Source organism: Dyella dinghuensis (genome assembly GCF_003977615.1).
Lineage (GTDB): Bacteria > Pseudomonadota > Gammaproteobacteria > Xanthomonadales > Rhodanobacteraceae > Dyella_B > Dyella_B dinghuensis.
Genome location: NZ_RYZR01000007.1, coordinates 196,771 through 223,353, shown reverse-complemented (window position 1 = coordinate 223,353; position 26,583 = coordinate 196,771). Strand labels below are relative to the sequence as shown.

19 protein-coding genes and 1 riboswitch are annotated in these 26,583 nt (G+C 60.3%); of the genes, 4 read left to right on the top strand and 15 right to left on the bottom strand.

The features are described from left to right. Window positions 1–30: 30 nt before the first annotated feature. The 9 genes from EKH79_RS14805 to cobO are packed head-to-tail and all read right to left on the bottom strand — an operon-like array spanning window position 31 to window position 8,112. Window positions 31–756: an adenosylcobinamide-GDP ribazoletransferase gene (locus EKH79_RS14805; protein WP_126674606.1), complete on the bottom strand. Its 726-nt coding sequence runs from the start codon at window positions 754–756 to the stop codon at window positions 31–33. After that, window positions 753–1,310, bottom strand: a complete 558-nt coding sequence (locus EKH79_RS14800; protein WP_126674605.1) for a histidine phosphatase family protein — start codon at window positions 1,308–1,310, stop codon at window positions 753–755. Before EKH79_RS14800 ends, EKH79_RS14805 begins: the two co-directional genes overlap by 4 nt. Further along, window positions 1,307–2,353 (bottom strand): nicotinate-nucleotide--dimethylbenzimidazole phosphoribosyltransferase, encoded by a 1,047-nt coding sequence (cobT, locus tag EKH79_RS14795; protein ID WP_126674604.1) that lies wholly within the window; start codon window positions 2,351–2,353, stop codon window positions 1,307–1,309. Before cobT ends, EKH79_RS14800 begins: the two co-directional genes overlap by 4 nt. Further along, a complete protein-coding gene (gene cobU, locus EKH79_RS14790) occupies window positions 2,350–2,868 on the bottom strand; it encodes a bifunctional adenosylcobinamide kinase/adenosylcobinamide-phosphate guanylyltransferase (protein WP_126674603.1) in 519 nt (172 codons plus the stop codon). The genes cobT and cobU overlap by 4 nt, the downstream gene beginning before the upstream one ends. Continuing rightward, complete coding sequence (locus tag EKH79_RS14785) at window positions 2,856–4,328, bottom strand: cobyric acid synthase (RefSeq protein ID WP_126674602.1); 1,473 nt, start codon at window positions 4,326–4,328, stop codon at window positions 2,856–2,858. The genes cobU and EKH79_RS14785 overlap by 13 nt, the downstream gene beginning before the upstream one ends. After that, the gene (cobD, locus tag EKH79_RS14780; RefSeq protein WP_126674601.1) at window positions 4,325–5,308 is read right to left on the bottom strand and encodes a threonine-phosphate decarboxylase CobD; all 984 of its coding nucleotides are present in this window, start codon (window positions 5,306–5,308) and stop codon (window positions 4,325–4,327) included. The genes EKH79_RS14785 and cobD overlap by 4 nt, the downstream gene beginning before the upstream one ends. Next, window positions 5,301–6,221 (bottom strand): adenosylcobinamide-phosphate synthase CbiB, encoded by a 921-nt coding sequence (cbiB, locus tag EKH79_RS14775; RefSeq protein WP_126674600.1) that lies wholly within the window; start codon window positions 6,219–6,221, stop codon window positions 5,301–5,303. The genes cobD and cbiB overlap by 8 nt, the downstream gene beginning before the upstream one ends. Then, complete coding sequence (locus EKH79_RS14770; protein ID WP_233590338.1) at window positions 6,218–7,513, bottom strand: cobyrinic acid a,c-diamide synthase CobB; 1,296 nt, start codon at window positions 7,511–7,513, stop codon at window positions 6,218–6,220. Before EKH79_RS14770 ends, cbiB begins: the two co-directional genes overlap by 4 nt. Beyond that, on the bottom strand, window positions 7,510–8,112 hold the full coding sequence (gene cobO, locus EKH79_RS14765) for a cob(I)yrinic acid a,c-diamide adenosyltransferase (RefSeq protein WP_126675034.1): 603 nt from the start codon (window positions 8,110–8,112) through the stop codon (window positions 7,510–7,512). The genes EKH79_RS14770 and cobO overlap by 4 nt, the downstream gene beginning before the upstream one ends. A gap of 163 nt (window positions 8,113–8,275) precedes the next feature. Further along, window positions 8,276–8,506, bottom strand: a riboswitch (cobalamin riboswitch). 247 nt (window positions 8,507–8,753) lie between these two features. On the opposite strand from cobO, the gene EKH79_RS14760 reads away from it, so the two are divergent. Both EKH79_RS14760 and EKH79_RS14755 read left to right on the top strand, forming a co-directional pair. Next, complete coding sequence (locus EKH79_RS14760; RefSeq protein ID WP_126674599.1) at window positions 8,754–11,231, top strand: TonB-dependent receptor plug domain-containing protein; 2,478 nt, start codon at window positions 8,754–8,756, stop codon at window positions 11,229–11,231. 247 nt (window positions 11,232–11,478) lie between these two features. Next, window positions 11,479–13,569, top strand: a complete 2,091-nt coding sequence (locus tag EKH79_RS14755) for a phosphocholine-specific phospholipase C (protein ID WP_126674598.1) — start codon at window positions 11,479–11,481, stop codon at window positions 13,567–13,569. Window positions 13,570–13,760: 191 nt separating this feature from the next. On the opposite strand, the gene clpB is transcribed toward EKH79_RS14755, so the two are convergent. The 3 genes from clpB to rluD form a co-directional block, all read right to left on the bottom strand. Continuing rightward, entirely contained in the window at window positions 13,761–16,343 is a 2,583-nt protein-coding gene (gene clpB / locus EKH79_RS14750; RefSeq protein ID WP_126674597.1) for an ATP-dependent chaperone ClpB, read from the bottom strand. A 130-nt stretch (window positions 16,344–16,473) separates the two neighbouring features. Further along, entirely contained in the window at window positions 16,474–17,223 is a 750-nt protein-coding gene (gene pgeF / locus EKH79_RS14745) for a peptidoglycan editing factor PgeF (RefSeq protein ID WP_126674596.1), read from the bottom strand. Between the two features lie 31 nt (window positions 17,224–17,254). Further along, window positions 17,255–18,229 carry a 23S rRNA pseudouridine(1911/1915/1917) synthase RluD gene (gene rluD, locus EKH79_RS14740; RefSeq protein ID WP_126674595.1) on the bottom strand — a complete coding sequence of 325 codons (975 nt, stop codon included), beginning with the start codon at window positions 18,227–18,229 and terminating at the stop codon, window positions 17,255–17,257. 360 nt (window positions 18,230–18,589) lie between these two features. On the opposite strand from rluD, the gene EKH79_RS14735 reads away from it, so the two are divergent. Further along, window positions 18,590–19,450 (top strand): outer membrane protein assembly factor BamD, encoded by an 861-nt coding sequence (locus EKH79_RS14735; RefSeq protein WP_126674594.1) that lies wholly within the window; start codon window positions 18,590–18,592, stop codon window positions 19,448–19,450. A gap of 83 nt (window positions 19,451–19,533) precedes the next feature. On the opposite strand, the gene EKH79_RS14730 is transcribed toward EKH79_RS14735, so the two are convergent. Then, complete coding sequence (locus tag EKH79_RS14730) at window positions 19,534–21,174, bottom strand: NAD+ synthase (protein WP_126674593.1); 1,641 nt, start codon at window positions 21,172–21,174, stop codon at window positions 19,534–19,536. 399 nt (window positions 21,175–21,573) lie between these two features. On the opposite strand from EKH79_RS14730, the gene EKH79_RS14725 reads away from it, so the two are divergent. Further along, a complete protein-coding gene (locus EKH79_RS14725) occupies window positions 21,574–23,172 on the top strand; it encodes a sensor domain-containing diguanylate cyclase (RefSeq protein ID WP_158621260.1) in 1,599 nt (532 codons plus the stop codon). A 15-nt stretch (window positions 23,173–23,187) separates the two neighbouring features. On the opposite strand, the gene EKH79_RS14720 is transcribed toward EKH79_RS14725, so the two are convergent. Together EKH79_RS14720 and EKH79_RS18955 are read right to left on the bottom strand one after the other, a co-directional pair. Continuing rightward, complete coding sequence (locus EKH79_RS14720; protein WP_199754340.1) at window positions 23,188–25,371, bottom strand: NAD(P)-binding protein; 2,184 nt, start codon at window positions 25,369–25,371, stop codon at window positions 23,188–23,190. Then, the gene (locus EKH79_RS18955) at window positions 25,371–26,351 is read right to left on the bottom strand and encodes a hypothetical protein (RefSeq protein ID WP_199754339.1); all 981 of its coding nucleotides are present in this window, start codon (window positions 26,349–26,351) and stop codon (window positions 25,371–25,373) included. Before EKH79_RS18955 ends, EKH79_RS14720 begins: the two co-directional genes overlap by 1 nt. Window positions 26,352–26,583 lie beyond the last annotated feature (232 nt).

The window sequence follows — 26,583 nt, the reverse complement described above, 5'->3', positions numbered from 1 at the left end:
TTCAACAGCGCAGCGTCGAATCCGACGCGTTTAACGCACCGCCAGCGCAACCAGCACGGCCACTTCGATCATCTCGGCCAAGGCTCCGGCGGTGTCCCCGGTGAATCCGCCCAGCCGGTTAAGGCAGGCATGCCGCCACAGTGCAAACACCAATATCGCGACTACCAACGCGAGCACCCCGCTCCATCCGCAGAACACGCAAAGCGCAGCGCTCACGGCCAGCGCCAGCACACACGTGCTGCGCGGTGCGTCGGTCAATCCCGCTCCGATGCCGCCGCTGCGGACATAAGGCGTGGTCAAAAACAACGTCGTCAAACTGGCGCGCGCCAACATGGGCGCCAACAAAAGCGCTATCCACGGAAGGTTATCGACGCTGGCAAGCGCGGCAAACTTCAACAGCAACACCAATACCAGCGCCACCACGCCTGCCGGTCCGCAGCGCGGATCTTTCATGATCGTCAGGGTCTTCTCGCGATCGCCCATACCGCCAATCCATGCATCGGCGCTGTCGGCAAGTCCGTCGAGATGGAGCGCGCCGGTCAATGCTACCCACACCAGCACGACAAGACTCGACGCCAACAATGGCGACGTGTTGCGCAGCAACCACGCGAACGCAAACAGCAATGCGCCGAGCAAAAGACCGACGGCGGGATACCACGCCAGCGACTCGGACTTCGCACGCGCATCGTCGTAAACGCTCGCCGGCACCGGCAAGCGCGTGAGAAAACCGATGGCGACGAGCAGGCTGCGCATCAGGCGTTGACGGAAACAGGCCAGCGAAGACGATGCAAGGATGCGTGTGGCACGTCGATGTTCGCCATATCGCCATAGCTGCGCTTCTCAACGAGACAACGCAGCAAGCGAATCGCGCCCCCGTGCGTGACGACCAACACGCGCTGATCGACCGCTTCGCTCGCCACATCATCGAGCGCCGCACTCAAGCGAGAGCGAAACGCATCGAACGTCTCGCCACCCGGCGGCGGATGCGCCACCGGATCAGCCCAGAAGTTCGCCAGCGCATCGCCCTGCACTTTCGCAATGTCTTCGATCGGCACGCCTTGCCAACGACCGAAATGGTATTCGGCCAGACGCGCATCCAGACGCAATGGCAAACCACGCGCAAGCGCCAACTCTTGCGCGAACGCCGCGCAACGCTGCAATGACGAGGACACGACGATATCCCAATCATGACCTTTCACCGCATTACGCAGCTGCGTCCAACCCTGCTCGCTCAACGCGTCGTCAAGCTGCCCGCGATAACTGCGTTGCCCGGTGTCGCCATGACGCAACAAATCGATAGACAGCTTCATGCGGTCGACACGCCTGCTTGCTCGAAGGTCGCCATGCCATTGTGAAGCGCACACGCAAGACGCAATAGCGGCACCGCAGTGGCGGCACCACTGGCTTCGCCCAACCGCATATTCAGATCGAGCAACGGCTCTGCGTTCAGTCCATTGAGCACGCGGGCGTGCCCGTGTTCCTTGGAACGATGTGCGAACAGCAACCATTTGCGCACATCCGGTTGGATGCGCACGGCAGTCAATGCCGCTGTCGTGGTGATAAAACCATCGACCAGAATCGGAAGTCCTGCTTGCGCGGCGGCAATGAAGGCGCCAGCGAGCGCGGCGATCTCGAAGCCACCGAGGCAGCGCAACTGCTCCAGCGGCGTGTTCGCATTGGCATGTTTTGCAAGAGCACGTTCAAGCACGCTGACTTTGTGCTGGATGCCTGCCGAATCCAGACCGGTGCCCGCGCCAGCGAGACACGACGGCGGCTCTTCCAGCAATGCACTCGCCAGCGCAGCGGCAGCAGTCGTGTTGGCAATACCCATCTCGCCGCCGATAAACAGCTGCGCATTCGCCTTCTTCGCGGCACGCACGCTATCTGCGCCGAACGCGAGCGCTTTTTCGAGCTGTTCGGATGTCATGGCTGGCTCCACGCAAAAGTTTGCTGTGGACGAAGCAATGATCGCGCGGCGCACACCCGGAATCTCGCCCGGATCATTTACCGTGCCGAGATTCACAACTTCCAGATTCGCACCGAGCGTGCGCGCAAGCACGCTGATGGCGGCGCCGCCCGTGGCAAAGTTGCGCACCATCTCGCCGGTCACCACTTGCGGATAAGCAGAGACGTTCTCTTCTGCCACACCGTGATCGGCCGCAAACACGCTGATCCACACGCGGTCCACCGCAGGTGTGGACGTGTGCTGCAACGACGCCAGCTCAATCGCCAGCGCTTCCAGTTGACCGAGCGAACCCGGCGGTTTCGTCAATTGCATCTGCCGTGCAGCTGCCACTTCGAGCTGCGTGCCGTCCGGTTGCGCGCAAGGCGTGGAGAGCCAATCGAGACTCATGACAAGGTTCCTTTCATAACCAGCGGCAAACCTGCCGCAACAAAAATGACTCGCTCGCTGACGGCAGCGACGGATTGGTGCAATCGACCTGCTTCGTCGACGAAGCGACGCGTCAATGCGCCCATGGGTACAATTCCGAGACCGACCTCATTGCTCACCATCACCACCTCGCCGGATAAGGTCGGCAATGTATCAAGCAACAGATTACGTTCGTGTTGGAAACTCGCTTCATCGGGGTTGCCCAGCAGATTGCTGAGCCACAGCGTGAGGCAGTCGACGAGCAGGCAACGACCGGGTCGAGCGTGCTCGCGCAAGACAGCGGCGAGATGTACGGGCTCTTCCACGCTCAGCCACGATGATGGGCGCCGCTCACGGTGATGCGCGATGCGCGCCGACATCTCTTCGTCACCCGGCTGCGCGGTAGCGACGTAAACGACGTCGCCACTCTCCCCGGCAAGCCGTTCGGCCAACGCGCTTTTGCCCGAGCGGGCGCCACCCAGAATCAAGGTACGCATGCCGTTATCCCTAGCCATCGCTCCAGTGTAGCGGTGTCCAGATGGGCTTCCACCGCATCGGCCAGACGATCGATGCTCGCTTCCCGCAAGGCGCGGATGTCGACCGTCGCGGCATCACGCAGCCCGGCCCATGCGAGCAATGCGCGCAACGCCTGCGGATCGTCGAAAAGACCGTGCAGATAGCTGCCAAGAATCTGACCGTCGGCGGAGCGAACACCGTCGGCGCGGCCGTCCTGCAGATAAGCAAAAGGAGTCAGCAAGCCTTTGCCGCTGCTCACACCGCAATGAATTTCATAACCTTGCACATTGGCATCGGCAAACGTCATCCGGCCATGCGTTCGATGTAACTGCTTGTGTGATTCGAGCGTCGTTTCAATGTCCAGCCAACCCAACCCTTCGCTGCTGCCGGGCTCGCCTTCGACACCTTCCGGATCGTGTACGGCCCGTCCCAACATCTGCAATCCGCCGCAGATGCCGATCACCTTGCCGCCATAGCGTAGATGCTTCGCAAGAGCGGCATCCCATCCTTGTGCGCGCAACCACGCCAGATCGGCGCGTGTGGCTTTGGAGCCCGGCAGAATGATCAGATCGCACGGCGGCGGCACATCGCTAGGTGCGACGATGTGCACATCGACTTGCGGATGCGCGCGCAGCGCATCGAAATCCGTGTGATTGCTGATGCGCGGTAGCGTGGGCACCGCCACACGCAATAGCGCACCAGACTTTTCGCCGCGATCGCGCGGCAGCGCATCCTCGGCTTCCAGATGCAATCCGTGCAGATACGGCAAGACACCGAGCACCGGTTTGCCCGTCTCGTGTTCAAGCCAATCGAGGCCGGATTGCAGAAGCGAGATATCGCCGCGAAAACGATTGATGACAAAACCCGCGATGCGCGCCCTTTCAGTCTCCGAGAGCAATGCAAGCGTTCCGACCAGATGTGCGAATACGCCACCACGATCGATGTCGGCCACCAGGATCACCGGGCAATCCACCGCTTCGGCGTAGCCCATGTTCGCAATGTCGCGATCGCGCAGATTGATTTCGGCCGGACTGCCTGCGCCTTCGACAATGACCGCGTCGTATGCCGCAATCAATCGCGAGTGCGAGGCCATCACGGCATCGAACGCGATCCGCTTGTAATCGTGATAGTGGCGCGCATCCATATTGGCGACAGGGCGACCATGCACGATCACCTGCGCACCGATATCGCTGCTTGGTTTCAGCAGCACCGGATTAAAATCGATCAGCGGTTCCAATCCGCATGCCTGCGCCTGCACCGCCTGCGCACGACCGATTTCACCACCATCCACGGTCACCGCGGAATTGAGTGCCATGTTTTGTGGTTTGAACGGTGCGACGTGTGCACCACGGCGACGCGCCCAACGACACAGCGCGGCAACCAGTGTGCTTTTGCCGGCATCCGATGTGCAGCCTTGCACCATCAGCACGTGCGCCGTCATCGCAACACCTCATTAAGCGCGTCATTCAGGCGCGTAAAGGCCGCATCGTCCGGAAGCAATCCAAATCGCAGACTCGCAGGCGTCTCAAACAAGCGCACGAGAATGCCTCGTCGAGCGAACTCCCGATGCAGCATGGACGCATCTTCATGCTTGCACCATTGAAAGAATGCAGTACTTGCGGTGGTATGCAATTCACGCGTGGACAACAGCGTTGCAAGCCGCAGGCTCTCTGACTGCAAACGCGAACGTGCTTGAACATGCCACGCTTGGTCTTTCAAAGCATGCTGCAACACGAATCGTGCCGGCCCGTTCAACGTCCACGGACCAAGCTTCCGTTGTAATGCACGCACGATGTCACTGGATGCGCAGACAAAACCAGCGCGCGCTCCCGCCAGCCCAAAAAACTTGCCGGCCGAACGCAATACGATCAGCCCTTCGCGCTCCGTATAACGACACAGACTTTGCTGCGGCGTGGCATCCATGAACGCCTCATCGACGATCAACCAGCCACCGCGCGACGCCAATTCGGCATGCAGGCGCAACAGGTCCTGCGGATCGAAGAGTTCCCCACCCGGATTATTGGGATGAATCAGCACGATCACATCCCATGGTTTCGCATGATCCAACAACGCATCGGCAGACTGCTCATCTACATCGTGACCCGCGCTTCGCCACGCGTGAGCGTGCTCGGCGTAACCCGGCGAGAGGATGCCAACGCGCGCGCGCGGCCGCAGCCATGGCAACGCTTGAATGGCCGCCTGCGATCCGGCGACGGGCAGCACATGGGGCGCCTCGTAGTACGTCTTCCCCGCTTCGACCAAGCCATCGTCATCTTCGGGCAACCGTTGCCATGCCGACACCGGAATGGCAGGAACAGGCCAGCCAAACGGACTGATGCCCGTGGACAGGTCCAGCCATTCCTCCAAAGGAATGCCGTACTCGCGAGCAGCACGATGCAGACGGCCGCCGTGTTCAAGCATGGGCGAGTCCCTGTATCGCGAACGCGACAACAAACGCGATCACCAGCCAGAGAACGACACCGGTGCGCACAAGACGAAGCGCACGGACAATCGACGTCGCGTCGGGCAATTCACCGTCGCCCAGCGCAGGGCGCTCTTCCCAAACGCCGTGATAAGGCGCCGCGCCGCCTAGACGTACGTTCACGGCTCCAGCACCAGCCGCCATAACGGGGCCGGCGTTCGGGCTATCCCATTGGCGCGCTTGAGTGCGCCAGCAGCGCCATGCGACAGCAAAGTTCCCACACAACGCATAGGTCAATGCCGTTAACCGCGCTGGAATAAAATTCAAGACATCGTCGATACGCGCGGCGGCCCAACCAAAACGTTCGTAGTGCGTGGTTCGGTAACCCCACATGGCATCGAGTGTGTTGGCCAGTCGATATAGCAATGCGCCTGGCGCGCCCAGCAACGCAAACCAGAACAACGCGCCGAAGACGGCATCGTTGCCGTTTTCCAGCACGGATTCCGTCGCTGCCGCAGCGACTTGGTTGACATTCAACGCCGCCGTATCACGACTGACCATGCGGCCGACGGAGCGCCGTGCTTCGTCGAGATCACCCGTCTCCAGTGCTGCTGCTACCGGCTGCGCGTGTTCGCCCAGGCTGCGCAGGCCGAGTGTTGCGTACAGCACGAGCGCGGCGACGGGCGATGAGATCCAAACGGGCACCACGCTTTGCACGAACCACAGCGCCATCACCAACGGACCGACTGCAAGCAGCCACGCCATCGCACCGTTTACGCGTCGATCGGCATGCGTGCGATCTTCTATCCAAACCGCCACGCGCCCAAAAGCAACCAGGGGATGCGCGCGGCGCGGCTCGCCAAGCCAAAGGTCCAGCAACAAAGCGGCCAGCATGATCAGCGCCGTTGTCATGGCAAGAACAACCGCTGCGCCGCGAGCGGATTGGAAGGAAAGTAAAGATGCACGAAGCTGGCCGTCAAACCGCGATCGCGGTACACCGCTTCCTGACACGGACCGTTGTTCGGATTGGCAGCATGCGCGAGCGGCTTTTCGTCGATCCATGCACGCGCATAGTGGAATGTATGACCGCGAAGCTTGCCTTCCGGCAACTCCACGCTTTGCATTCCAAGCGCTGCAAGTCGCGATTGCATGACGGCACGTCCCGCCAGCAAGCCGGCCATGGGTGCTTCGTTGCCATCGCGGTCGGCCAGCGATTCCAGCCCGAACAGCAAGCCGCCGCACTCGGCGAGGATGGGTTTATCGGCGTCGCGATGATCGCGCAGCGCCTTATGCAAATCACGCCGCGCGGACAGCGTACTCAAGTGCAATTCGGGATAGCCGCCCGGCAGCCACACCGCATCGCATTCGGGTAGCGAATCGCCGGCCAGCGGCGAGAAGAACCGCAATTCGGCGCCAGCTTCACTGAGCAAATCGAGGTTCGCTTGATAGATAAAGCAAAACGCCGCATCGCGCGCGATGGCAATGCGTTGCTTATGCAATTGCATGGGCACGGGATCAATGTGCTGCTCTTTGAAACGCGTAGGCGTTGGAAGCTCTGTCGAAGCATGCTGGGACCAGGCATTCGCCAGAGCATCGAGCCGGGCGTCGATATCATCCAACTCGGCCGCCGCGATCAGACCCAAGTGACGCTCCGGCAAGACAAGCGCCTCGTCACGCGGCAGCGCCCCGAGCCAGTGCAGCGATGCGGGAAGACTTTCCTTCAACAACTTCGCGTGGTAATCGCTACCGACGCGATTGGCTGCCACACCGTACATCGAGAGCTTTTTGCGATAGCTCGCCATACCGCATGCGACGGCGCCAAAGGTCTGCGCCATGGCAGATCCATCAATGACCGTCATCACCGGCAAGCCGAGTTCTTGTGCGAGATCCGCGCTCGAAGGATCACCGTCGAACAAACCCATCACGCCTTCGACGAGAATCAGATCGCAGGCACCTGCCGCGTCGAACAATCGTTGACGAACATCGGCCTCGCCGCACATCCACAGATCGAGCTGATAGGCAGGCGTACCCGACGCGCGCTCCAGCACCATCGGATCGAGAAAATCCGGCCCGGTCTTGAAGACACGAACGCGCCGCCCCTGTTTGGTGTGCCAGCGCGCGAGTGCGGCCGTGACAGAGGTCTTGCCCTGCCCCGATGCAGGTGCCGATACAAGCAACGCAGGACACTCGCGCGTCTTCGTCACAGCTCCACGCCCTTCTGCGCCTTGATCCCTGCATCGAAAGCATGTTTGACGACACGCATTTCCGTCACCGTATCGGCGACCGCGACGAGGCCATCCGGCGCACCACGTCCGGTGATCACCAAATGCTGTCGAGGCGGCCGCGACGTCACCGCAGCAATAACCTGCTCCAGCTGCACGTACTGCTTGACCAGCGCGATGTTGAGTTCGTCGAGCAAGACGAAATCGTAATCGGGATTGGCCAGCATGCCAGCGGCCACGTCCCATGCGGCTTGCGCAGCGGCGATGTCACGCGCCTTGTCCTGCGTTTCCCAGGTAAACCCTTCGCCCATCACGTAGTAATCGAGCTGATCACCTTCGAAGTGACGGAAGAACGCTTCTTCGCCAGTGGAAAACGTGCCTTTGATGAATTGCACGACACCGCATTTGAAGCCGTGACCCAACGAACGGGCGAGCATGCCGAATCCGGATGAACTTTTACCTTTGCCGTTGCCGGTGTTCACCACCAGCACACCGCGGTCGATCGTCGCGCGGGCAATCTTGCGATCGACCAGTTCTTTTTTTCGCTGCATGCGTTCGCGATGACGCTCTTCGGGCGTCATGGCGTCGCGGGACGATGAATCGCTCATGCGCGTAGCTCTTGCAGGCGAACAAACAGGGATGAGTGCATGGTTCGAGACTCCTTCGTGCGCCCGACATCAAGGCAGGTGAAGGAGTGAGGCACCGGTTGCTGACGCAGCGGTTCCCGACATTGGCCCTCCGCCTGTCCGGTTGCGCCTTGAGGCCGGTCTCCGGGCTCGCGAGCGAAGGCGTTGAACCTTTTCCGGCCCACGCCTTCCCATGCATCACGCACAGTGGCTTGCTGGTGGACCGCGTTGCTCGCTTACCGTTGCGGGGGCAGCTCCGGAGTAATTGCGCAGCGAGCTGCGAACGCACCGGATTCCCGTTTTAGCTGCTGGCTCGACGCCAGCACTCACCTCAGGCCGAGGCATGTTAGTGCCTGATTCCTGGAGCGCCTAGTCCGGCGCCGGAGTACGCATACACCGCCCATTGGTCACTCAGCGTCTCTGGAAGGCCATGTTTTTCACGGCCTCATCACCAAAAAAGCGCCAATAAGCATATGTTTGTTATCGATATTCTTAATTGGACTTTTAGACGCCCAAACTTCGTTTGATATGCGCGCCCTTCTGTCATTAATCTGAAATTGCTGCGTAGCAACAAAGTCCGCTAGGGGATATACCGCATGAAGAAAAAATCGTTGCATAAAAAGATATCGATATCAGTCACGACTGCCCTGAGTACCGCTCTCCTGCTTGCCCTTGGCTCCCCAGCCGCCGCGCAAGACACCACGCAAAACCCTCTCCCGCCCAACAATCCCAAGAATCTGCAAGCCGTGATCGTCACGGGTACCCGCGCGCAGAACCGCACGGACAGCACATCGCTCTCGCCGATCGATGTGATTCCCGCTACCGCGCTGCAAAGCACGGGCACGAATGAACTGGCGACTGCGCTCGCGCGATTGATTCCATCGCTCAACTTTCCGCGCCCTGCCGCGACGGACACCACTGACTCGCAACGCCCCGCGCAGCTGCGCGGTCTCGCGCCGGACGAAGTACTGGTGCTGGTGGATGGCAAGCGCTGGCACACCAGTGCGCTGGTGAATACCGATGGCAGCATCGGCCGCGGCTCGGCGCCGGTCGATCTCAATACGATTCCGTTATCGGCGATCGATCACATCGAAGTGCTGCGCGACGGCGCGTCGGCGCAATACGGCTCCGATGCGATCGCGGGCGTGATCAACATCATCCTCAAGCACGGCGCACAGGGCGGTTCGATCGAGCTCGACGGCGGTCAATACGACAAGGGTGGCGGACGTCAGTGGCTGGGCTCGGCCAATTTCGGCATTCCGCTGGCTGGCGATAAAGGCTGGCTGCGCATCAGTGTGGATGATGGCCATCAGGATCCGACGAATCACGGCGGCGCGGACGTGCGTTATCCGCAGCTGGGCGAGAAACAGGTGTTTGGCGATCCCTCGGTGAGCCAGCACAACCTGTTTCTGAACTCGCAATACGACATCACCAACAACGTGCAGTTCTACGCGTTCGGCAGCTATCACGAGCGGGATGCGATTTCGGATGAGCTTTACCGCAATCCGTACCTGTATTCGTCTGCCATCGCACCGGCGATCAGCGCGATTTATCCGAATGGCTACCAACCGCTCCTGCAAGCGCACAGCACCGATCAGGCGTTGGTGGCAGGCGTGCGCGGCACGACGCCGGATGGTTGGCGTTGGGACGTGAGCGCGAATTACGGCGGCAATCGTGTGTCGCTGGACACTATTAACACCGCGAACTACGCCTTTCTCCACGACTTCGGATATACGCCGACGTCATTCTTCGATGGCACGGTGTCCGCCGCACAGCAAGCGGTGGATGTGGATATCGCCAAGGATCTCAATGTCGGCTGGCTGCCCAACTCGGTCACGCTCGCGTTCGGCGCGGAGTATTTGCGCGACACGTACAGCATCGGCGCCGGCGATCCGAGTTCCTATTACGTCGGCACCTCGGGCGTGAGCGGCGGTGCGCAGGGTTTCAGCGGCTACAGCCCAGTGAACACCGGTTCGTGGAGCCGCAGCGATATCGCCGAATACGTCAGCCTCGAAACCAATCTGACGGACAAGCTCGGCACCTCGGTCTCGGTTCGGCATGAGGACTACAACGACTTCGGCAATACCGTCTCCGGTGCGCTGGCAGCACGTTACGACTTCACCGATCGCTTCGCATTGCGTGCCAGTGCGTCCACGGGTTTCCGCGCGCCATCGCTAGCGCAGGAGGATTACTCGCAGATCGGTTCGCTGTATTTGACGCCCAGCAGCGCCGGCCCGGGCATCGCGCCGGGCATTTACCAGACGGGCCTGTTGCCCGTCGACAACCCGGTGGCGCAGTTGCTTGGCGCGCAGGCATTGCGGCCAGAGAAATCGCACAACTATACGATCGGCGCGGTGTTCAATCCGATCGATGCGCTGACGCTGACCTTCGACATCTATCAGATTCAGATCTACAACCGCATCGTGCTTTCCAGCACGCTAAGCGGCCTGAACGATCCGGTGGTGGTCGATTACCTGGCGTCCCACGGCATTACCGACGTGGCGTACAGCTCGGCGCAATATTTCACCAATGCGGTGAATACGCGCACGCAAGGCGGCGATCTGGTGGGCAGCTACCGCTCCGATTTCGGCAACGACGGCGTGCTGAACAGCACCATCAGCTACAACTACAACCGCACGCAGGTGAGCGGTGTCGAGCCTAATCCGCCGCAGCTGGATGCGCTTGGCCTGCAACTCGAACGCGTCAGCTATCGCGACGTGAAGGGCTTGCTGGCCAACTCCACGCCGCGCAGCAAACTCATCTTCAACGAGAACTACACACTCGGCCATTGGGTGTTCAACGGCAATCTCACCCGCTACGGCAGCTTCACCGCGTACAGCAATGAAACGTATCTGCTCAATCAGACGTTCAGTCCGCAGTGGGTGCTGGATCTTGCGGGCAGCTACAACCTCGACAACTGGACCTTCACATTGGGCGTGGACAATGCGACGAACAGTTATCCGGACAAGGTGATCGCCGCGAATAACAACAATGGGACGATTCCTTATTCAGAATTTTCACCCGACGGCTTCAATGGGCGCTACTATTACACCAAAGTGATCTATCACTGGTGATTCGACCCACTGCCAACCTCTGCGATGCATCGCATCGAACATCCCGGCTCCGGCCGGGATTTTTTTTGTGATCGTGTCCGTGCAAATGCCGTGAATGCCTGCGCGAGTTGTCGAGGACAACAGACAGCGGCACGTCCCCATCCACTTTATGTCCGGCAGCTGTCCCCCCGTTGGCAAGCCGCTGCAACAGCTTCGCGTTGAGCTATGCGTGGGCCGGCGTGGGCCGGCATAACGTGGGGAGATCGGCATGAGCGAGATCGACGATATCAAGCGGCGGCGGTTCCTGAAAATGACGGCAGGCGCGGCCGGAGGGCTTACTGCGCTATCGATGTTGCCGCCCGCTATCCGTCAGGCGATGGCTGCATCGGCAGCCACGTCGAGCGGCGGCAGCATCAGTAGCGTGAAACACGTTGTGATTTTCATGCAGGAGAACCGCTCGTTCGATCATTACTTCGGCAGTCTGGCCGGTGTGCGCGGTTTCAACGACCCGGTGCCGCATCCATTGCCCAGCAGCACGTCGACCGGAAACAGCGTGTGGTATCAACCCACCAGCACGTCCAGTCCGACCACGAAATACATGCTGCCGTTCCACATGCCGATGGCAACGACCAGCTCCACCTGCGTCAATGCATCGGCGTTTGGCTACACCGACGACCTGGCGATCAACAACGGCGGCAAGTTCAATGCCTGGAACACCTCGCGTACGGCGGGCATGGGCATGGGTTTCTACAACAGCAGCGACCTGCCCTTCTATTACGCGCTGGCCGAAAACTTCACCATCTGCGACAACTACTTCTGCTCCACGCTAACCGACACCAACCCCAATCGCTTGTTCCTGTTTACCGGCAGCAATGGTTTGTCGGTGGATTACACGCCGGTGCAGCTCGACGATACGCAGCCAAGCGCGGGCCTGACCTGGACCACCTACGCCGAACGACTGCAGGATGCGGGCATCAGCTGGAAGGTCTATCAGGAAGAGGACAACTTCGAGGACAACCCCTTGGAGTGGTTCCAGAACTTCATGAACGCGTCTGAAAGTTCGCCGTTGTACACCAACGGTGTAGCGACGGTGTCGAACATCGTCACCGCGTTCCAGAACGACGTCACCAACAATACGCTGCCCGCGGTGTCGTGGATCGTCGCGCCCAGTACGTTGTCGGAGCATCCGGACTATCAGCCGCCGGACGGCGAAAATCTCACCGCGCAGCTGCTCGCAGCGCTGGCCTCCAATCCGGCCGTTTACGCCAACACTGTCTTCATTCTCAATTACGACGAAAACGGCGGCTTCTTCGATCACATGCCGTCGCCTTGCCCGCCATCCGCCATTACCGGAGGCACCTCCACCGTCAGCACGTCGGGTGAGCTCACCACCGTCAACGAAAGCGGCGGCACCATCAGTTCCTCGCCGATCGGTTTGGGTTACCGCGTACCGATGATCATCGTTTCGCCGTGGACGGTTTCACCCGTGAGCGGCAGTCCACAGGTTTGCTCGCAGCTGTTCGATCACACCTCGGTGCTGATGTTCCTTGAGCAGGTAACGGGCGTGACCGAACCCAACATCAGCGCGTGGCGTCGCGCGGTATGCGGCAATCTGCTCTCGGCGTTCAATTTCAGCGGCACCAATACGACGTGGCCAAGCCTGCCTTCGACCTCCACGTATGTCGCGACATCCACCACGGAATGCGATGACAACCCAGCGCCGACGGTGCCCAAGACGCAAGTCATGCCGACCGGCGCAGCGGGCGTCTGCCCGGCCTGTCCATTGCCTTACGTTCTGGATGCGCAAGGCAGCATCAACACCTCCGCAAACCAGTTCGATATCAATTTCATCAACAACGGCACGGTGGGTGCGGTATTCCAGGTCTACTGCTACAACCGCAGCAGTTACACCGGCCCGTGGACGTATACCGTCGGCGCCAGCGATAGCGTTTCCGATTACTGGAACGGCAGCGTGTTCAGCGGTGCGATTTATGCGCTGGAAGTGCATGGCCCGAATGGCTTCATGCGCCACTATCAAGGGAGTGCCGAGCCTGCATCGGTGATGCCGGAAACGGCGATCACGTATAACGCCAGCGCCGGCACGGTCGAATTGAAGATGAGCAATACCGGCACCAGCCCTTGCACGATGACGGTGACCAACGGTTACAACGCTTCGGATGTGCGCACCTACACCGTGCCTGCAAACGGCAGCGTGAGCGATACATGGAATCTCAGCAGCAGCAACAACTGGTATGACCTCAACGCGACGGTGTCCGGTCTCAGCAGCTGGTCACGACGCCTTTGCGGGCATATGGAGAACGGTTTGGCCAGCATGACGGAAGGGCCGCATACAAACTGAACTTGCGGTTGCCTATAGCCCCTCTCCCTCCGGGAGAGGGGTTGGGGTGAGGGTACGAGTCTTGTGCAGGAATTGAGTACCGCGCTTCGCTCGCACCCTCATCCGCCCTTCGGGCACCTTCCTCGCTCCTCAAAGCCGAGCACATCCATGTGCTCTCCCCGCGTTCTCCCAGAGAGAGAAGGGATGCACGCTCAGCGCTGATGGAAGCTCAAATGCCCATGCTCCGCCTCGACCACAATGGTCGCGCCAGGAGCAAAGCGTCCTTCCAGTATTTCCTTCGCCAACGGATTTTCCAGCTGCTGCTGAATCGCACGCTTCAGCGGACGCGCACCGTACACCGGATCGAACCCGACGTTGCCCAACAGATCCAGCGCCTTGTCGCCAATTTCCAGCTTCAAGTGACGCTCCGCCAAACGCTTCTCCAAATAGGCGAGCTGAATCTTGGCGATGGAACGGATCTGCGTCTTCTGCAACGGACGGAACACCACCAGCTCATCCAGACGATTGATGAATTCCGGGCGGAAGTGCGCCTGCACCACACCAAGTACGGACGCCTTCATCTGCATGTAATCGGCCTCGGAATCGCCAGCCTGTTCCTGGATCAACTGCGAGCCGAGATTCGACGTCATCACGATGACGGTGTTGCGGAAATCCACCGTGCGGCCTTGACCATCGGTCAGGCGACCATCGTCGAGCACCTGCAACAAGATGTTGAACACATCCGGATGCGCCTTCTCCACTTCGTCCAGCAGGATCACGCTGTACGGGCGACGACGCACCGCTTCGGTGAGGTAACCGCCTTCTTCGTAACCCACGTAACCCGGAGGTGCACCGATCAGACGGCTCACGGAATGTTTCTCCATGAACTCGCTCATGTCGATGCGCACCATTGCATCCTGCGTGTCGAACAGGAATTCTGCCAGCGCTTTGCACAGTTCCGTCTTGCCGACGCCCGTGGGGCCGAGGAACAGGAACGAACCGTAGGGACGATTCGGATCGGAAAGACCCGCACGCGCACGGCGAATGGCATCGGATACCGCGCGCACCGCTTCGTCCTGACCGACCACGCGCTTGTGCAACGCCGATTCCATGTTCAGCAACTTGTCGCGCTCGCCTTCCAGCATCTTGGTGACAGGAATACCGGTCCAGCGCGAAACGACCTCGGCGATTTCTTCTTCGGTCACGCGATCCTGCACGAGCTTGAACTCTTGCGTCTCGGCCGCCTGTGCTACCGCGAGCTGCTTTTCCAGCTCCGGCAACTTGCCGTACTGGATTTCGCTCATCTTTGCGTAATCCTGCCGACGCTGCGCCGCTTCGAGTTCAAGCCGCGCCTGCTCGATCTGCTCCTTGACCTTGGTCGCGCCCTGCAGCGCGGCTTTTTCCGATTTCCAGATTTCGTTGAGATCGGAAAATTCGCGCTCGAGCTTGCTGATATCGGTTTCGAGATCCGCGAGACGCTTTTTCGATGCCTCGTCTTTTTCCTTCTTCAGCATCTCGCGCTGAATCTTCAATTGAATCAGGCGACGCTCCAGGCGATCCAGCTCTTCCGGCTTGGAGTCGATCTCCATACGGATGCGCGAGGCCGCCTCGTCCATCAAATCGATGGCCTTGTCCGGCAACTGACGATCGGTGATGTAGCGATTGGAAAGCGTGGCGGCAGCGACGATGGCGGGATCGGTGATTTCCACGCCATGGTGCACGGCGTAGCGTTCCTTCAGGCCGCGCAGAATCGCAATCGTATCTTCCACGCTCGGCTCGCCCACGAACACTTTCTGGAAGCGACGCTCCAGCGCGGCATCTTTCTCAATGTATTTGCGATATTCGTCGAGCGTGGTCGCGCCGATGCAATGCAGCTCACCGCGCGCCAGCGCAGGCTTGAGCATGTTGCCTGCGTCCATCGCACCATCGGCTTTGCCGGCGCCGACCATCGTGTGCAGTTCGTCGATAAACAGGATGATCTGGCCTTCGTTCTTGGCCAGGTCATTGAGCACGGCCTTCAAACGCTCTTCAAATTCGCCGCGGAATTTGGCGCCGGCGATCAACGCACCCATGTCGAGCGCAAGCACGCGGCGATCGCGCAAGCCTTCGGGCACTTCGCCTTTGACGATGCGCTGCGCGAGGCCTTCCACAATCGCCGTCTTGCCCACGCCGGGTTCGCCGATCAGCACGGGGTTGTTCTTGGTGCGACGTTGCAGCACCTGAATCGTGCGGCGGATCTCTTCATCGCGGCCGATCACGGGATCGAGCTTGCCGCTTTCCGCGCGCGCGGTCAGATCGACGCAGTATTTTTCCAGCGCCTGACGCTGCTCTTCGGCATTTTCGCTCTGCACTTTTTCACCGCCGCGCAGTTTTTCGATCGCCGCTTCAAGATGCTGCTTGGTGGCGCCAGCGGCTTTCAGCGCAGCGCCGACTTCGCCTTTGTCTTCCAGCGCAGCGAGCACGAAAAGCTCGCTCGCGATGAATTGATCGCCGCGCTGCTGTGCGAGTTTGTCGGTGAGATTGAGCAACCGCGTCAGCTCGTTGCCCGCATGGATATTGCCTTCCTGCCCGCTGACTTTGGGCAGCCGCTCAAGCAATTCATTCACGCGCTGGCGCAGGGCCGGAACGTTCACCTGAGCCTGGGTGAGCAGCGGCCCGGTCGAGCCGCCTTGCTGATCGAGCAGCGCTGCCATCACGTGCACCGGCTCGAGCATGTTGTTGTCGCGTCCCACGGCCAATGACTGGGCATCGGCAAGCGCTTGCTGGAAACGCGATGTGAGTTTGTCCATTCGCATCGGAGTATCCCCAAAAAGGTTTGGCGGACACGCCGCCACTGCCCGAAGAGATGCGGACAGCGCGGGTTGATTCAAGCGACGGCTAGGATGCACCCCGGCATGGCTTCAGCCAATAGCAGGGGACCGCACTTTAGCTCTGGGCGAGCCAGATCAGGCTGGCAAAACGGCCGCTGCGGGCGCCCTCGCCGCGATAGGAGTAAAAGCGCTCGTCGGTGCGGGTGTCGAAACCGCCGCCGTGGATACGGGTGATGCCGGCAGCGGTAAGACGCTGTTTTGCCAGTACCGCCAAATCGCATTGCCAATGGCCCGGACGCGTCGCGACGAACGCGTCACTCGCCGCGGCGTTTTGTTCGATGAAGGTCTTTCGGACTTCATCGCCCACTTCATAAGACGTGGCCCCGATACAGGGCCCCATCCACGCCATCAATTTGCACGCCGGGCGCTGCATCTGCTCGATGGTCTGCTCAAGCACACCGGCGGCCAGTCCGCGCCAGCCGGCATGGGCAGCGCCGATGGTGTTGCCATCATCCGCGCAGAACAAAACGGGCAGACAGTCGGCCGTGAGGATCGCCAGCACCGTGCCGGGCACACGCGATACCGCGGCGTCGGCCTCGGGTTCTTCCCGGCTGGGCAGCGGCCCCAATTCCGCCGCGACCGTGCCGTGCACTTGCCGCAGCCAGCGGGGGTCGGCGGGAAGATCCAGCGACTGGCGCAGGGCGCTGCGATTGCTGCGCACGGCTTGTTCGTCATCCCCACTGCGCAAGCCGAGGTTGAAACGCTCGAAAGGTGCCTGCGAAATGCCCGGGCCATGACGCGTGGTCACGGCCGCATGCACGCGGCTCGGCGCAGGCCAATCGGGGAAGATCCATGCGTCGTTCATCGGCACCATCGTTGGATTAATGATCGCGAGGTCAATGATCGTCCGGGCCATTGACCGCAAGATCTTCGCGAAGTGCCGCGATCAACGCATCCATATCGGCCGGACGCGGTACCTGGAAACTCATCGGCTCGCCGGTCACGGGATGCTCGAACGCCAAGCGCTCCGCGTGCAGCGCCTGTCGGCGGAAACCGCGCAACGCGGCAACCAGTTCCGGCGTTGCGCGCTTGGGCAGCTTCAGTCCGCCGCCGTAGAGGGGATCGCCGATCAGCGGATGGCCGATGTGCGACAGATGGACGCGGATCTGGTGCGTGCGCCCCGTTTCGAGGTTGCACTGAAGAAGCATGTGCGCACGGAAACGCTCGCGCAGACGATAGTGCGTGACGGCGTGCTTGCCGTCTTCTTCGTCGCGCACCGCCTGCCGCAGCCGATCGCCCATATGGCGGCCGATCGGCGCGTCGATGGTGCCGCCGGCGATCATCGTGCCGAGCACGATGGCCTCGTACTGCCGTTCCACGTCGTGCCGGGACAGCATCGCGACCAGCGCCGTGTGGGTCGCCAGTGTTTTCGCCACCACCATCAGGCCCGAGGTCTCCTTGTCCAGTCGATGGACGATGCCGCCGCGCGGGAGCTCCGCCAGCTTCGGGTCGTGATGCAGCAACGCGTTGAGCACGGTGCCCGCCGGGTTGCCGGCACCGGGGTGCACGACGAGCCCAGCCGGTTTGTTCATCACCAGCAGGTGCGGGTCCTCGTAGACGATATCCAGCGCGATCGCCTCCGGCGCGCTGGCCACCTCGGTCTCAAGTTCCACCTCCAGCTGCACTTTCTCGCCCCCGCGCAGCAGATGGCGTGGCGCGGCCGGGGCCCCGTCCAGCGTCACCGCGCCGTCCTTCACCCAGGACGTCAGGCGGGAACGGGAGTAATCCGGGAACATCTCGGCCAATGCCTGGTCGAACCTCCGACCTGCGGCCGACAAGGGGACGATTGCCTCGTGACGAATGGTGGTCATGCTTAAGGATGCTCTGATGAATTCTGTGCAGGTGTCACCGGTTTTATCCGTTCGCAGCCCACAGGACCATCGGCGAAGGCAGACTGGCCGTCTGTCGAGACGATGGACCGAAGGGATGCGAACGGATAAAGCCGGCCCCAACATGCTGAACTTAAAGGATGGGGTGATGTCCAGAAGGCTCGCAGGCTGCGCCGCGCGGCTTGGCAAGACAGCCAGTCTTCCCGGCGCCGCGCACCACACCCCGCAAGCCTTCTGGACATCATGCCACCTGCACAGAATTCATCAGAGCATCCTTATCCCCGGCTGGAGGCCGGTTTCGGCTATCATCCCTTTTTGCTCAATCATCTGAACCCCTTACTCATGCGCGTAACCAAGCTGCCGGTCATCTCGACGCCTGTTTTGAAAGTACTTATCGTGCTCGTCCTGGCGATGACGATGAGCGCCTGCTCGTGGTTCCACCGCAAAGGGGATCCGCTCGACACGTTGCCGCTGCCTCAGCTTTACGCCAAGGCACACACCGATCTGATGCATTCCGATTATTCGGCGGCTGAGAAAGCATATCAGCGCTTGATCGCCCGCTTCCCATCTGGCCCGTTCAATCAGCAGGCCCAGTTGGAACTGGCTTACGCGCAATACAAGAACAACAAGCCGGATGATGCGTATTCCACGATCAACCGCTTCATCAAGACCAATCCGCTCAGCCCTCATGTGGATTATGCCTATTACTTGCGCGGTCTGATCAATTTCGATCGCACGACGGGCGTTGTCGAGCGTGCATTCGCCGGCGAGCGCACCGGTGCGCAGTCGCGCCGCGATCAGGGCTACAACCTGAAGTCGTTCGACGATTTCTCGGAACTGAGCCGCCGCTTCCCGGATAGCGCCTACGCCGCCGATGCACGTCAGCGCATGATCTACCTGCGCAACATCCTGGCGCAGTTCGAAATCAACGTGGCCGATTTCTATCTTCGCAACAAGGCCTACGTCGCTGCCGCCGACCGTGCCCAGTACGTGATCGAGCACTATCAGGAAGCGCCAGAAGCCGGCGACGCGCTGGCCATCATGACGCGCAGCTATCTGGCGCTGGGACAGAAGGATCTGGCCGAGCAGACGCGTCAGGTGCTTGCACTGAACTATCCGAACCATCCGTATCTGAAAGATCCGAACTGGCCGCATCGTCCGTCGATTCTGCGCCGCATGATTCCGTTCTCGGGTCACTACTAAGCGTCAGATCATCACCAAGACAAAAGAAAGCCGGTGTGCCTCAGGCCACCGGCTTTTTTCTTGGCTGTTTGAAAGATAGCGGACTACTTCCAACCGGACGTGATCGGATAGCGGCGCTCGCGACCAAACGCGCGTGTCGTCACGCGGGGACCCGGCGCCGACTGGCGGCGTTTGAATTCGTTGACCAGCACCAGGCGAACCACACGGTGCACGGTATTTTCGTCGTAACCGGCGGCGATGATTTCCGCCTGCGATTGCTCGTCTTCGATAAAGCGCGCGAGGATCGCATCGAGCTCGTCGTAGGGCGGCAGCGAATCCTGATCGGTCTGGTTGTCGCGCAACTCCGCCGACGGCGGTCGTTCGATCACGGCTGGAGGAATCGCCCACGCCGTCATATCGCCGCTTTCGCGCCGCTCCGCATCGTTGCGCCAGCGGGAAAGACGATAGACCTCGGTCTTGTACACATCCTTGAGTGGCGCGTAGGCGCCGCACATATCGCCGTATAGCGTGGCGTAACCGACGGCCATCTCGCTCTTGTTGCCAGTGGCGAGCAAGAGGCGGCCATGCTTGTTCGACAAGGCCATCAACATCACGCCGCGTGTGCGCGATTGCAGGTTTTCTTCGGTTGTATCGGGCTTCTTGCCGCCGAACAGCGGCGACAGCGCCGTCATGAACGATTCGTACGTCGGCTCGATGCTGATGACGTGATAGTCCACGCCAAGCCGCTCGGCCTGCTCACGCGCACCATCGAGCGAAAGCTGCGAGGTGTAGCGCATCGGCATCATTACGGCGGTTACGCGCTCGGGGCCGAGTGCATCGACGGCCAACGCAAGCGTAAGGCCTGAGTCGATACCACCGGAAAGACCCAGCAACACGCCGCCAAATCCGTTCTTGTCGATGTAGTCACGAACGCCACGCACGAGTGCCGAGTAAAGCGTGGCTTCGCGCGAGGTGTCTTTCGCGGTGGGCCAGTCGCGTGGATGCAAGGTGCGATCCGATGGATCGAAATCGGCCCAGAGCAAGGCATCGACAAACGCGGGCGCGCGACCGGCAACGCGACCGTCCGCATTCACGAGCAACGATGCACCGTCGTACACCACTTCATCCTGACCGCCAACCAGGTTGAGATACACCATGGCGCATCCGGTTTCCTTGGCACGCTGAATGAGGATGTCTTCGCGTACGGTTTGCTTGGCATCGTCCCAGGGCGATGCATTGATCACTACGATGAGTTCGGCACCGGCATCGGCCGCTTTCGCAGCCGGCTCGGCCTGCCAGATGTCTTCGCAAATGAGATAACCCACGCGCACGCCATCGACCACCGCCACGGCAGTGGTACGGCCCGGACGAAAGTAACGTTTGTCGTCAAACACGCCGTAGTTGGGCAATGCCTGCTTGTGCGTGATCTGCATCACTTCGCCATCGCTCAGGAATGCGGCGGCGTTGAATACCTCGCCCTGACTGTGCGGAAAACCTACGATCGCTTTCAGACCGTTCGTGTCACGCGCCAGATCGTTTACCGCATCCTGGCAAGCGGCCAGAAAACTCGGCCGCAACAACAAATCTTCGGGGGGATATCCGCTGATAGTCAGTTCGGGAAAGACCGCCAACGAGGCATGGCCGGCGCGTGCCTGAGCCATGAGGTCTCGCACTTTGGCGGCGTTGGCGGCGACGGCGCCGACCGGAAAATCGAATTGAGCCAAGGCCAGGCGAAGGGCAGCCATCTTTCTACGTATCCATGTTCGTCCGGTGCTAAATGGTAGTGGAAGAGGTCCGGAACAAGGGGTGGCAACCGACCTCGAAGAGAGGGTTTTCGGCGTGTGCAGGTATGCCCTGCCTGTCGAAAGTCATGGCCTTTTGGCAGGACCGGGCGGCCCCTGATTTATTACGCAGCCGCCATAATGCCGGTGTACCATCCCCAGACGCAGACGGGGAAAGGGGCTGATTTGCGTTATCGCTCGCACGCGAAAGTACCCGCGTCGCCGCGGTCATTGGGCCGCGGGTGGATGGTTTTGGCCTTTTTTTTCCTCACCGTACTTGCGTGCCCAACGTCTTGGGCAAACGACCCCTACCCCTTGTTTGGCCCAAGGTGCGAGGAGCCGGCTGTTACGACATACAAAGCGATGCCTGGTGAACGCGCGCCAGGCAACTATGCCGACGTCGCATCGTGGACGGCCCAGCGCACGCCGGTAACACGGGTGAACATGCTTGGCGGCGATTTCTGGTTGGTTTCGCAGTTCACGCCCGATCAGCCAGGCAATGACTGGGTGGTGACGTTCGACAATACGTATTACGAAAATGCGCGAATTCTTGTACTGGGCGATGATGGCCTTGTCCGGCAATTTGAATCCGGTGCAGCCACCGCCACGAACGACATGCCGCGCGGCACCGCCGCCGTGTCGCTATCGCCAGGGCATCACTACGCCGTGGTCATCGAGGTAAGTTCGAAGTTCTACACGGCGATACCGCGTATCGATGTGCAAACGCGCGCGGAGTACCACAAACGCCGCACGAACGAGTCCGCACTGATGCTTGGCTCGCTCGGCGTGCTGTTTGGGCTGGGCGTTTTCATCATGTTCGTGGGGCTGTGGATCAGGGATCGCAGTTACACGCTCTATGGGTGCCAGGCGCTGATCCTGGTGCTCGGTTGGGGATTCTTCTTCGGCGTGCCGCAAGGCTGGCTGGGCATCAACACGGACCCGGTCAACTTCACGCAGTGGTTTATTTTGCTGCCGGTCGTGCATGTTCGCTTCACGATTCGCTTTCTCGAACTGTGGCGGCATTCGCCGCGCATGGCGCGACTGGGTTACGCCATTGTCATCGCGTCGATCATCGCGTTGCCGATCTCGCTGATTTTCCCGTCGCTGGCGTTCCTGATCGCCACGTTCCTGGTTTCCACTGTCGTGCTGTTCTCGGCCAGCATGGGCATCTGGTCGTTGTGGCGCGGAGTACGTCGCGCGCGGTTCTTCACACTGGCATACATGGCCGTGCTGATTCCCGGCTCGATCATTCTTCCGGTCAACTTCGGTTTGATTCCCAGCATCGTGGATAACGCGGACTTGATGACGCTGATGGGCAATAGCTGCGAAGCGATGCTGCTGGCGTTTGCATTGGCCGATCACGTGAAGCTGGTGGAGGACGGTCGCGAGCGCTTCCGGCGCGGCATGCAGGAAGCGGTGGCGAAGGCGTCGATCGATGCGTTAACCGGACTCGGCAATCGTTTGGCCTTCAACGTGATGATCGAAGAAATCACGCGCCGCGAAAATGTCGATCCCGCCGCGGGCACATGGTTGATCGCGATGATCGATCTGGACGGCTTGAAGCTCGTCAACGACAGCCAGGGACACGAGCGCGGCGACGATCTATTGAGCGCCGTGGGCGAAGGACTGGCACGACTTGGCGATCTGATTCGCGCCTTCCGGTTGGGCGGCGACGAATTCGCGATCATCGCTTACGGCGACGAACACACGCAGGAGCGCCTGGAAAAAGCGCTTGCAGAACTCGACCGGCGACTGCGTGGCAGCGATTTCCCTGACGCCGGCATCAGCTACGGCATTTGCAGTGCACCGGCCAATCAACGGCGTTTCAGCAATGCCGACTTCGCCGAACTCGTGCGCGAAGCGGACCGCGCCATGTACGCACACAAATCGCGGCGCCGCACCCAACGCGTGTCCGACCCGCATCCTGCCGATCAAACCGTCACCGTGTTGCGCGGCGACTAGTCTTATCTTTTGTCGCTACCAGCCGCGTTCGCCACGGATGGTTAGCGGCACGCCGCAGATCGCCCTGCTCGCCTGCATGCCACCCATCACGGCGCCTTCCACGCAACCTGCATCCAGGCCTGTCTTCAACCAGTCGCCCGCGAGAAAAAGATTCGAGAAGCCGGATTGATCGGCGTGCAAGCGATAGATGCTGGTGTCGACCAGCGACAACACGTAGCGTTCGGACGGATCGACGTTCGCGCGCCAGAACTGGCTGTCGAAACGTGCGACGCCGGAACCATTCGCCGGGTCCACCAGCCAATCCCACGGAAAATCCTTTTCACCCACACGCGTCCACAAGGCGCCGACTTGTGTCTGCAATTGATGAATCGCAGTTGCCTTGACGGCGTCGGCGCATTGCTTGGGAAATCCGTAATTGTCGCTAGGCGGATAAGCATCAAGCGCCAACGCATTGCAGAAGTAGCCAATATTCTTCGGCTCATTGCCCGACGGCCATGTCTCGCGGCACAACAGCTGGTCCATCGAAGCCCAGGTATCGAACGGCTCGGTGAAGCCCGAAAGCACGGGCTCTTCGCCATGATCGCCTGGGTAATTCCAGCCGATGCCCTGGAGATCCTTGTTCATCCAAACCTGATACGCCTGCGTCGCTACCGCAGCGATTTTTTCGCTGCATTGTTGCAACGGTTTGCTGATGGCCAACAGCGGCTGCGCGACGTGCGCGAGACTTGCCACGGACAAACCGAACACGACCTGATCGAAGTCGACGCCGACACGCAATGTCTTGCGCAGCAACGAAGAGCCCGTCGCTTGCCGATAGATATCCGGCCAGCGGGACCAATGACTCTCCAGGTTGATGTCGTTCGTTCGCAGCCACGCCGCTTGCTTTTGATCGATCTGATCGTAAAGCGGCTCCGACGGCCAGCATGGCAAACCGTTGACGTTCACCAGCGGGTCGTAGTCGTCGCCGATCAAGCTTACCTGCTGCTCGATGTCGATTTCGGCAACGTGCGAGTTGCTTGCATCCGCACGCAACTCGCAAAGCTTATGAAAGTAATGAAAGCGTACGCCGCGGCGCTTGAGCACTTCGTAGATCGGCGCAAAAACAACGTCACCCATGCCGGCCTGCATCTTGTACATCAGCGCGCCGCGATACCCGAGGCCGACCTTGAGCATGCCGCGCAACATCGTCCCCGCTTCAATGTTCGGCTTATCCGGATCGCCATTCTCGTAGGCGAACACCAGATCGTAGAAACCGCGCACAGGTGCACCGTCAACGCTCACTGGCTGCGCACCATTGCGTGTCAGCCATGCGCGGAAATCGATATGGTTGATCGCCTCGAAACCTTTACCGACGACATCATCAGTGATCATGCCGATGCCAACGGCCAATGACAGGTCGATGGCAAGATACAAACGACGCCAATCGTCGGACCACGTGTCGGGATTGCCGAAGAGTTGACCGACATCGTGCAACGCACGCTGCAGCTCTTGCAGCAGCTTCAGCACATCGGGCCACACCGAGTCTTTGGCATCGATCGGCGTGGGGGATTGCGCGGCCTGTCGGGCCAGATCTCGCGCTTTGCGCGCGACGACGATCGGATCGCCCACGTCTTCATACGCTTTCAACCCTGCGCGCGCAGCCGTCACGAGATCGTGCAAGCGGCTTTCGCTGTGCTCCCCCATCCGAAACGGCCGCCCGTGATGTTCGAAGTACGCGACCGCCCAGGACTCGAACCACGAACGCTGCCAATCCAGCAATTTCGCGATGATGGCCTCGAGCGTTTGCGGGTCGCGCGGCGTGCCGGGCGTACCGGGCAGCTCCGGTGTTTCGATCGGCCACACGCGCCAGGTGCTTTCGATCAATTCGGACAGGCAAACGTAGTGTTGCGGCTTGAACGCGTCTGTCCACGTCGCCAACGGACTGCCAGGCGGACGGCCGAGTTCGCTATACGCCTGCTGCATCAAATTGAAAGCGTTGTCGTAAAAGCCGAACCAGATGTGCAGCCCATGCTCTTCGATGCGCTGCGCGATCTCGGCATTGCGGCCACTAGCGCCCTTGCCGCCAAGACGCCAACCCATTTGATACACGTCGATCTGATAGTTCTCTTGCCAGTTCTCGCTGCTCGTCAACCAGAACGCTGCCGTCATGGCTCCGACACCGCCACCTAGAATGGCGATGCGTTGAGGTTGTGTCGCCATTACGAGTGCTCCTGATCCAGTTTGGAGTTATCGACGAGTTCAATGCCTTCCTTCACCTCGAAGTCGAATTCGAGGTAGAACCCGCAATGCGCCTGCTGTTCGCCGATGGCCCAACCCAAGGTGTGATTGAGCGGAAAACTTTCGAAGGGATGCAGCGTCAGATCGTAGCGGCCGGCCAACAGCGACAGTTTGCGAATTTCCTTGACCTTCGCCGAGGCCACCACGATCGCCTGATACACGGCGCGATGACCGCTGCCATCAGGAAATTGCTTGAGAAAAATCTGATCGACGCCAGGAAAAAAATCGAACCATTCGTCGAATTTTTTTCGCCACGCCGGATGCGTGTCCCAGAAACCCGGTGTTTCATGCATGCATGAAATCAGACCCTCGCGCCACTCAAGCACATCTTTGGACGGTTCATCCGTCACACCCGCTGTTGCATTCAGATCGACCAGCGGATGGATCGCCAATTTCGTTTCCATCGAATACGGCTGGAAGCCTTTTGCCGCGAGGCGGAATGTCGATGGCGGCTGATCGGGTCCCGGCATGGCATAAGCACATTCGTATTTCGGATAACCGTACAACTCGCGCCCGTTGATGAGCGCCATGCAATCGTCGATCCAGATATGCAATGGATACGCGTAGAACGTTGGAAAGACGTCGCCGGGCTTCGTGCCGCCAATCATCACCCAGGCGACGATGTCGATTTCCTTGCCCCAGCCTTTGACGACATCGGTCGGGTAATCGCTGTGCGCATGCGTGATTTCGGCAAAGCTCAACAGCACGTAATGCGTGAGCACGGTGAAGTGAATTTCTCCGCGGCTGCATGCGTTAAGTGTGCGGTCCACACTCGCCTGAAGTTTTTCGAGATCTCCGGGAACCCAGAAGCCGTAGAGACGCGCCTGATCCAGCGCAAGCGTCGGGTGCATCAGCGGCGAGCCGGGTGCGTAGATATACGGCGGACGTGACTCAGCGGTCATGCGAGCATCCCCCAATGCGTCATGCGTAGAGCATTACGCTGACACGAAAGCCGTCCGTTGTCGATTTACTTTGTTTGTCTGTCGTGTTTCAGGAAGGCGGCCCTTTTCGCTTTTGCCCGTCATTCCAGCGAAAGCTGGAATCCAGTGACTTCAGGCCTCGAAAAGTGCCAAAAAGCAAAGGCACTGGATTCCAGCCTCCGCTGGAATGACGGCAAAAAAAGCCAAAAAAAGG

Bases quoted from the DNA above. Each gene is read 5' to 3' on its own strand.
- EKH79_RS14720 (WP_199754340.1), bottom strand. From the start codon at position 25,371: ATGGCGACACAACCTCAACGCATCGCCATTCTAGGTGGCGGTGTCGGA.
- EKH79_RS14725 (WP_158621260.1), top strand. From the start codon at position 21,574: ATGCCTGGTGAACGCGCGCCAGGCAACTATGCCGACGTCGCATCGTGG.
- pgeF (WP_126674596.1), bottom strand. From the start codon at position 17,223: ATGAACGACGCATGGATCTTCCCCGATTGGCCTGCGCCGAGCCGCGTG.
- cobD (WP_126674601.1), bottom strand. From the start codon at position 5,308: ATGCTTGAACACGGCGGCCGTCTGCATCGTGCTGCTCGCGAGTACGGC.
- cobT (WP_126674604.1), bottom strand. From the start codon at position 2,353: ATGAGTCTCGATTGGCTCTCCACGCCTTGCGCGCAACCGGACGGCACG.
- EKH79_RS14755 (WP_126674598.1), top strand. From the start codon at position 11,479: ATGAGCGAGATCGACGATATCAAGCGGCGGCGGTTCCTGAAAATGACG.
- cobO (WP_126675034.1), bottom strand. From the start codon at position 8,112: ATGACGCCCGAAGAGCGTCATCGCGAACGCATGCAGCGAAAAAAAGAA.
- EKH79_RS18955 (WP_199754339.1), bottom strand. From the start codon at position 26,351: ATGACCGCTGAGTCACGTCCGCCGTATATCTACGCACCCGGCTCGCCG.
- EKH79_RS14785 (WP_126674602.1), bottom strand. From the start codon at position 4,328: ATGACGGCGCACGTGCTGATGGTGCAAGGCTGCACATCGGATGCCGGC.
- cobU (WP_126674603.1), bottom strand. From the start codon at position 2,868: ATGCGTACCTTGATTCTGGGTGGCGCCCGCTCGGGCAAAAGCGCGTTG.
- EKH79_RS14760 (WP_126674599.1), top strand. From the start codon at position 8,754: ATGAAGAAAAAATCGTTGCATAAAAAGATATCGATATCAGTCACGACT.
- rluD (WP_126674595.1), bottom strand. From the start codon at position 18,229: ATGACCACCATTCGTCACGAGGCAATCGTCCCCTTGTCGGCCGCAGGT.
- EKH79_RS14730 (WP_126674593.1), bottom strand. From the start codon at position 21,174: ATGGCTGCCCTTCGCCTGGCCTTGGCTCAATTCGATTTTCCGGTCGGC.
- cbiB (WP_126674600.1), bottom strand. From the start codon at position 6,221: ATGACAACGGCGCTGATCATGCTGGCCGCTTTGTTGCTGGACCTTTGG.
- EKH79_RS14800 (WP_126674605.1), bottom strand. From the start codon at position 1,310: ATGAAGCTGTCTATCGATTTGTTGCGTCATGGCGACACCGGGCAACGC.
- EKH79_RS14735 (WP_126674594.1), top strand. From the start codon at position 18,590: ATGCGCGTAACCAAGCTGCCGGTCATCTCGACGCCTGTTTTGAAAGTA.
- clpB (WP_126674597.1), bottom strand. From the start codon at position 16,343: ATGCGAATGGACAAACTCACATCGCGTTTCCAGCAAGCGCTTGCCGAT.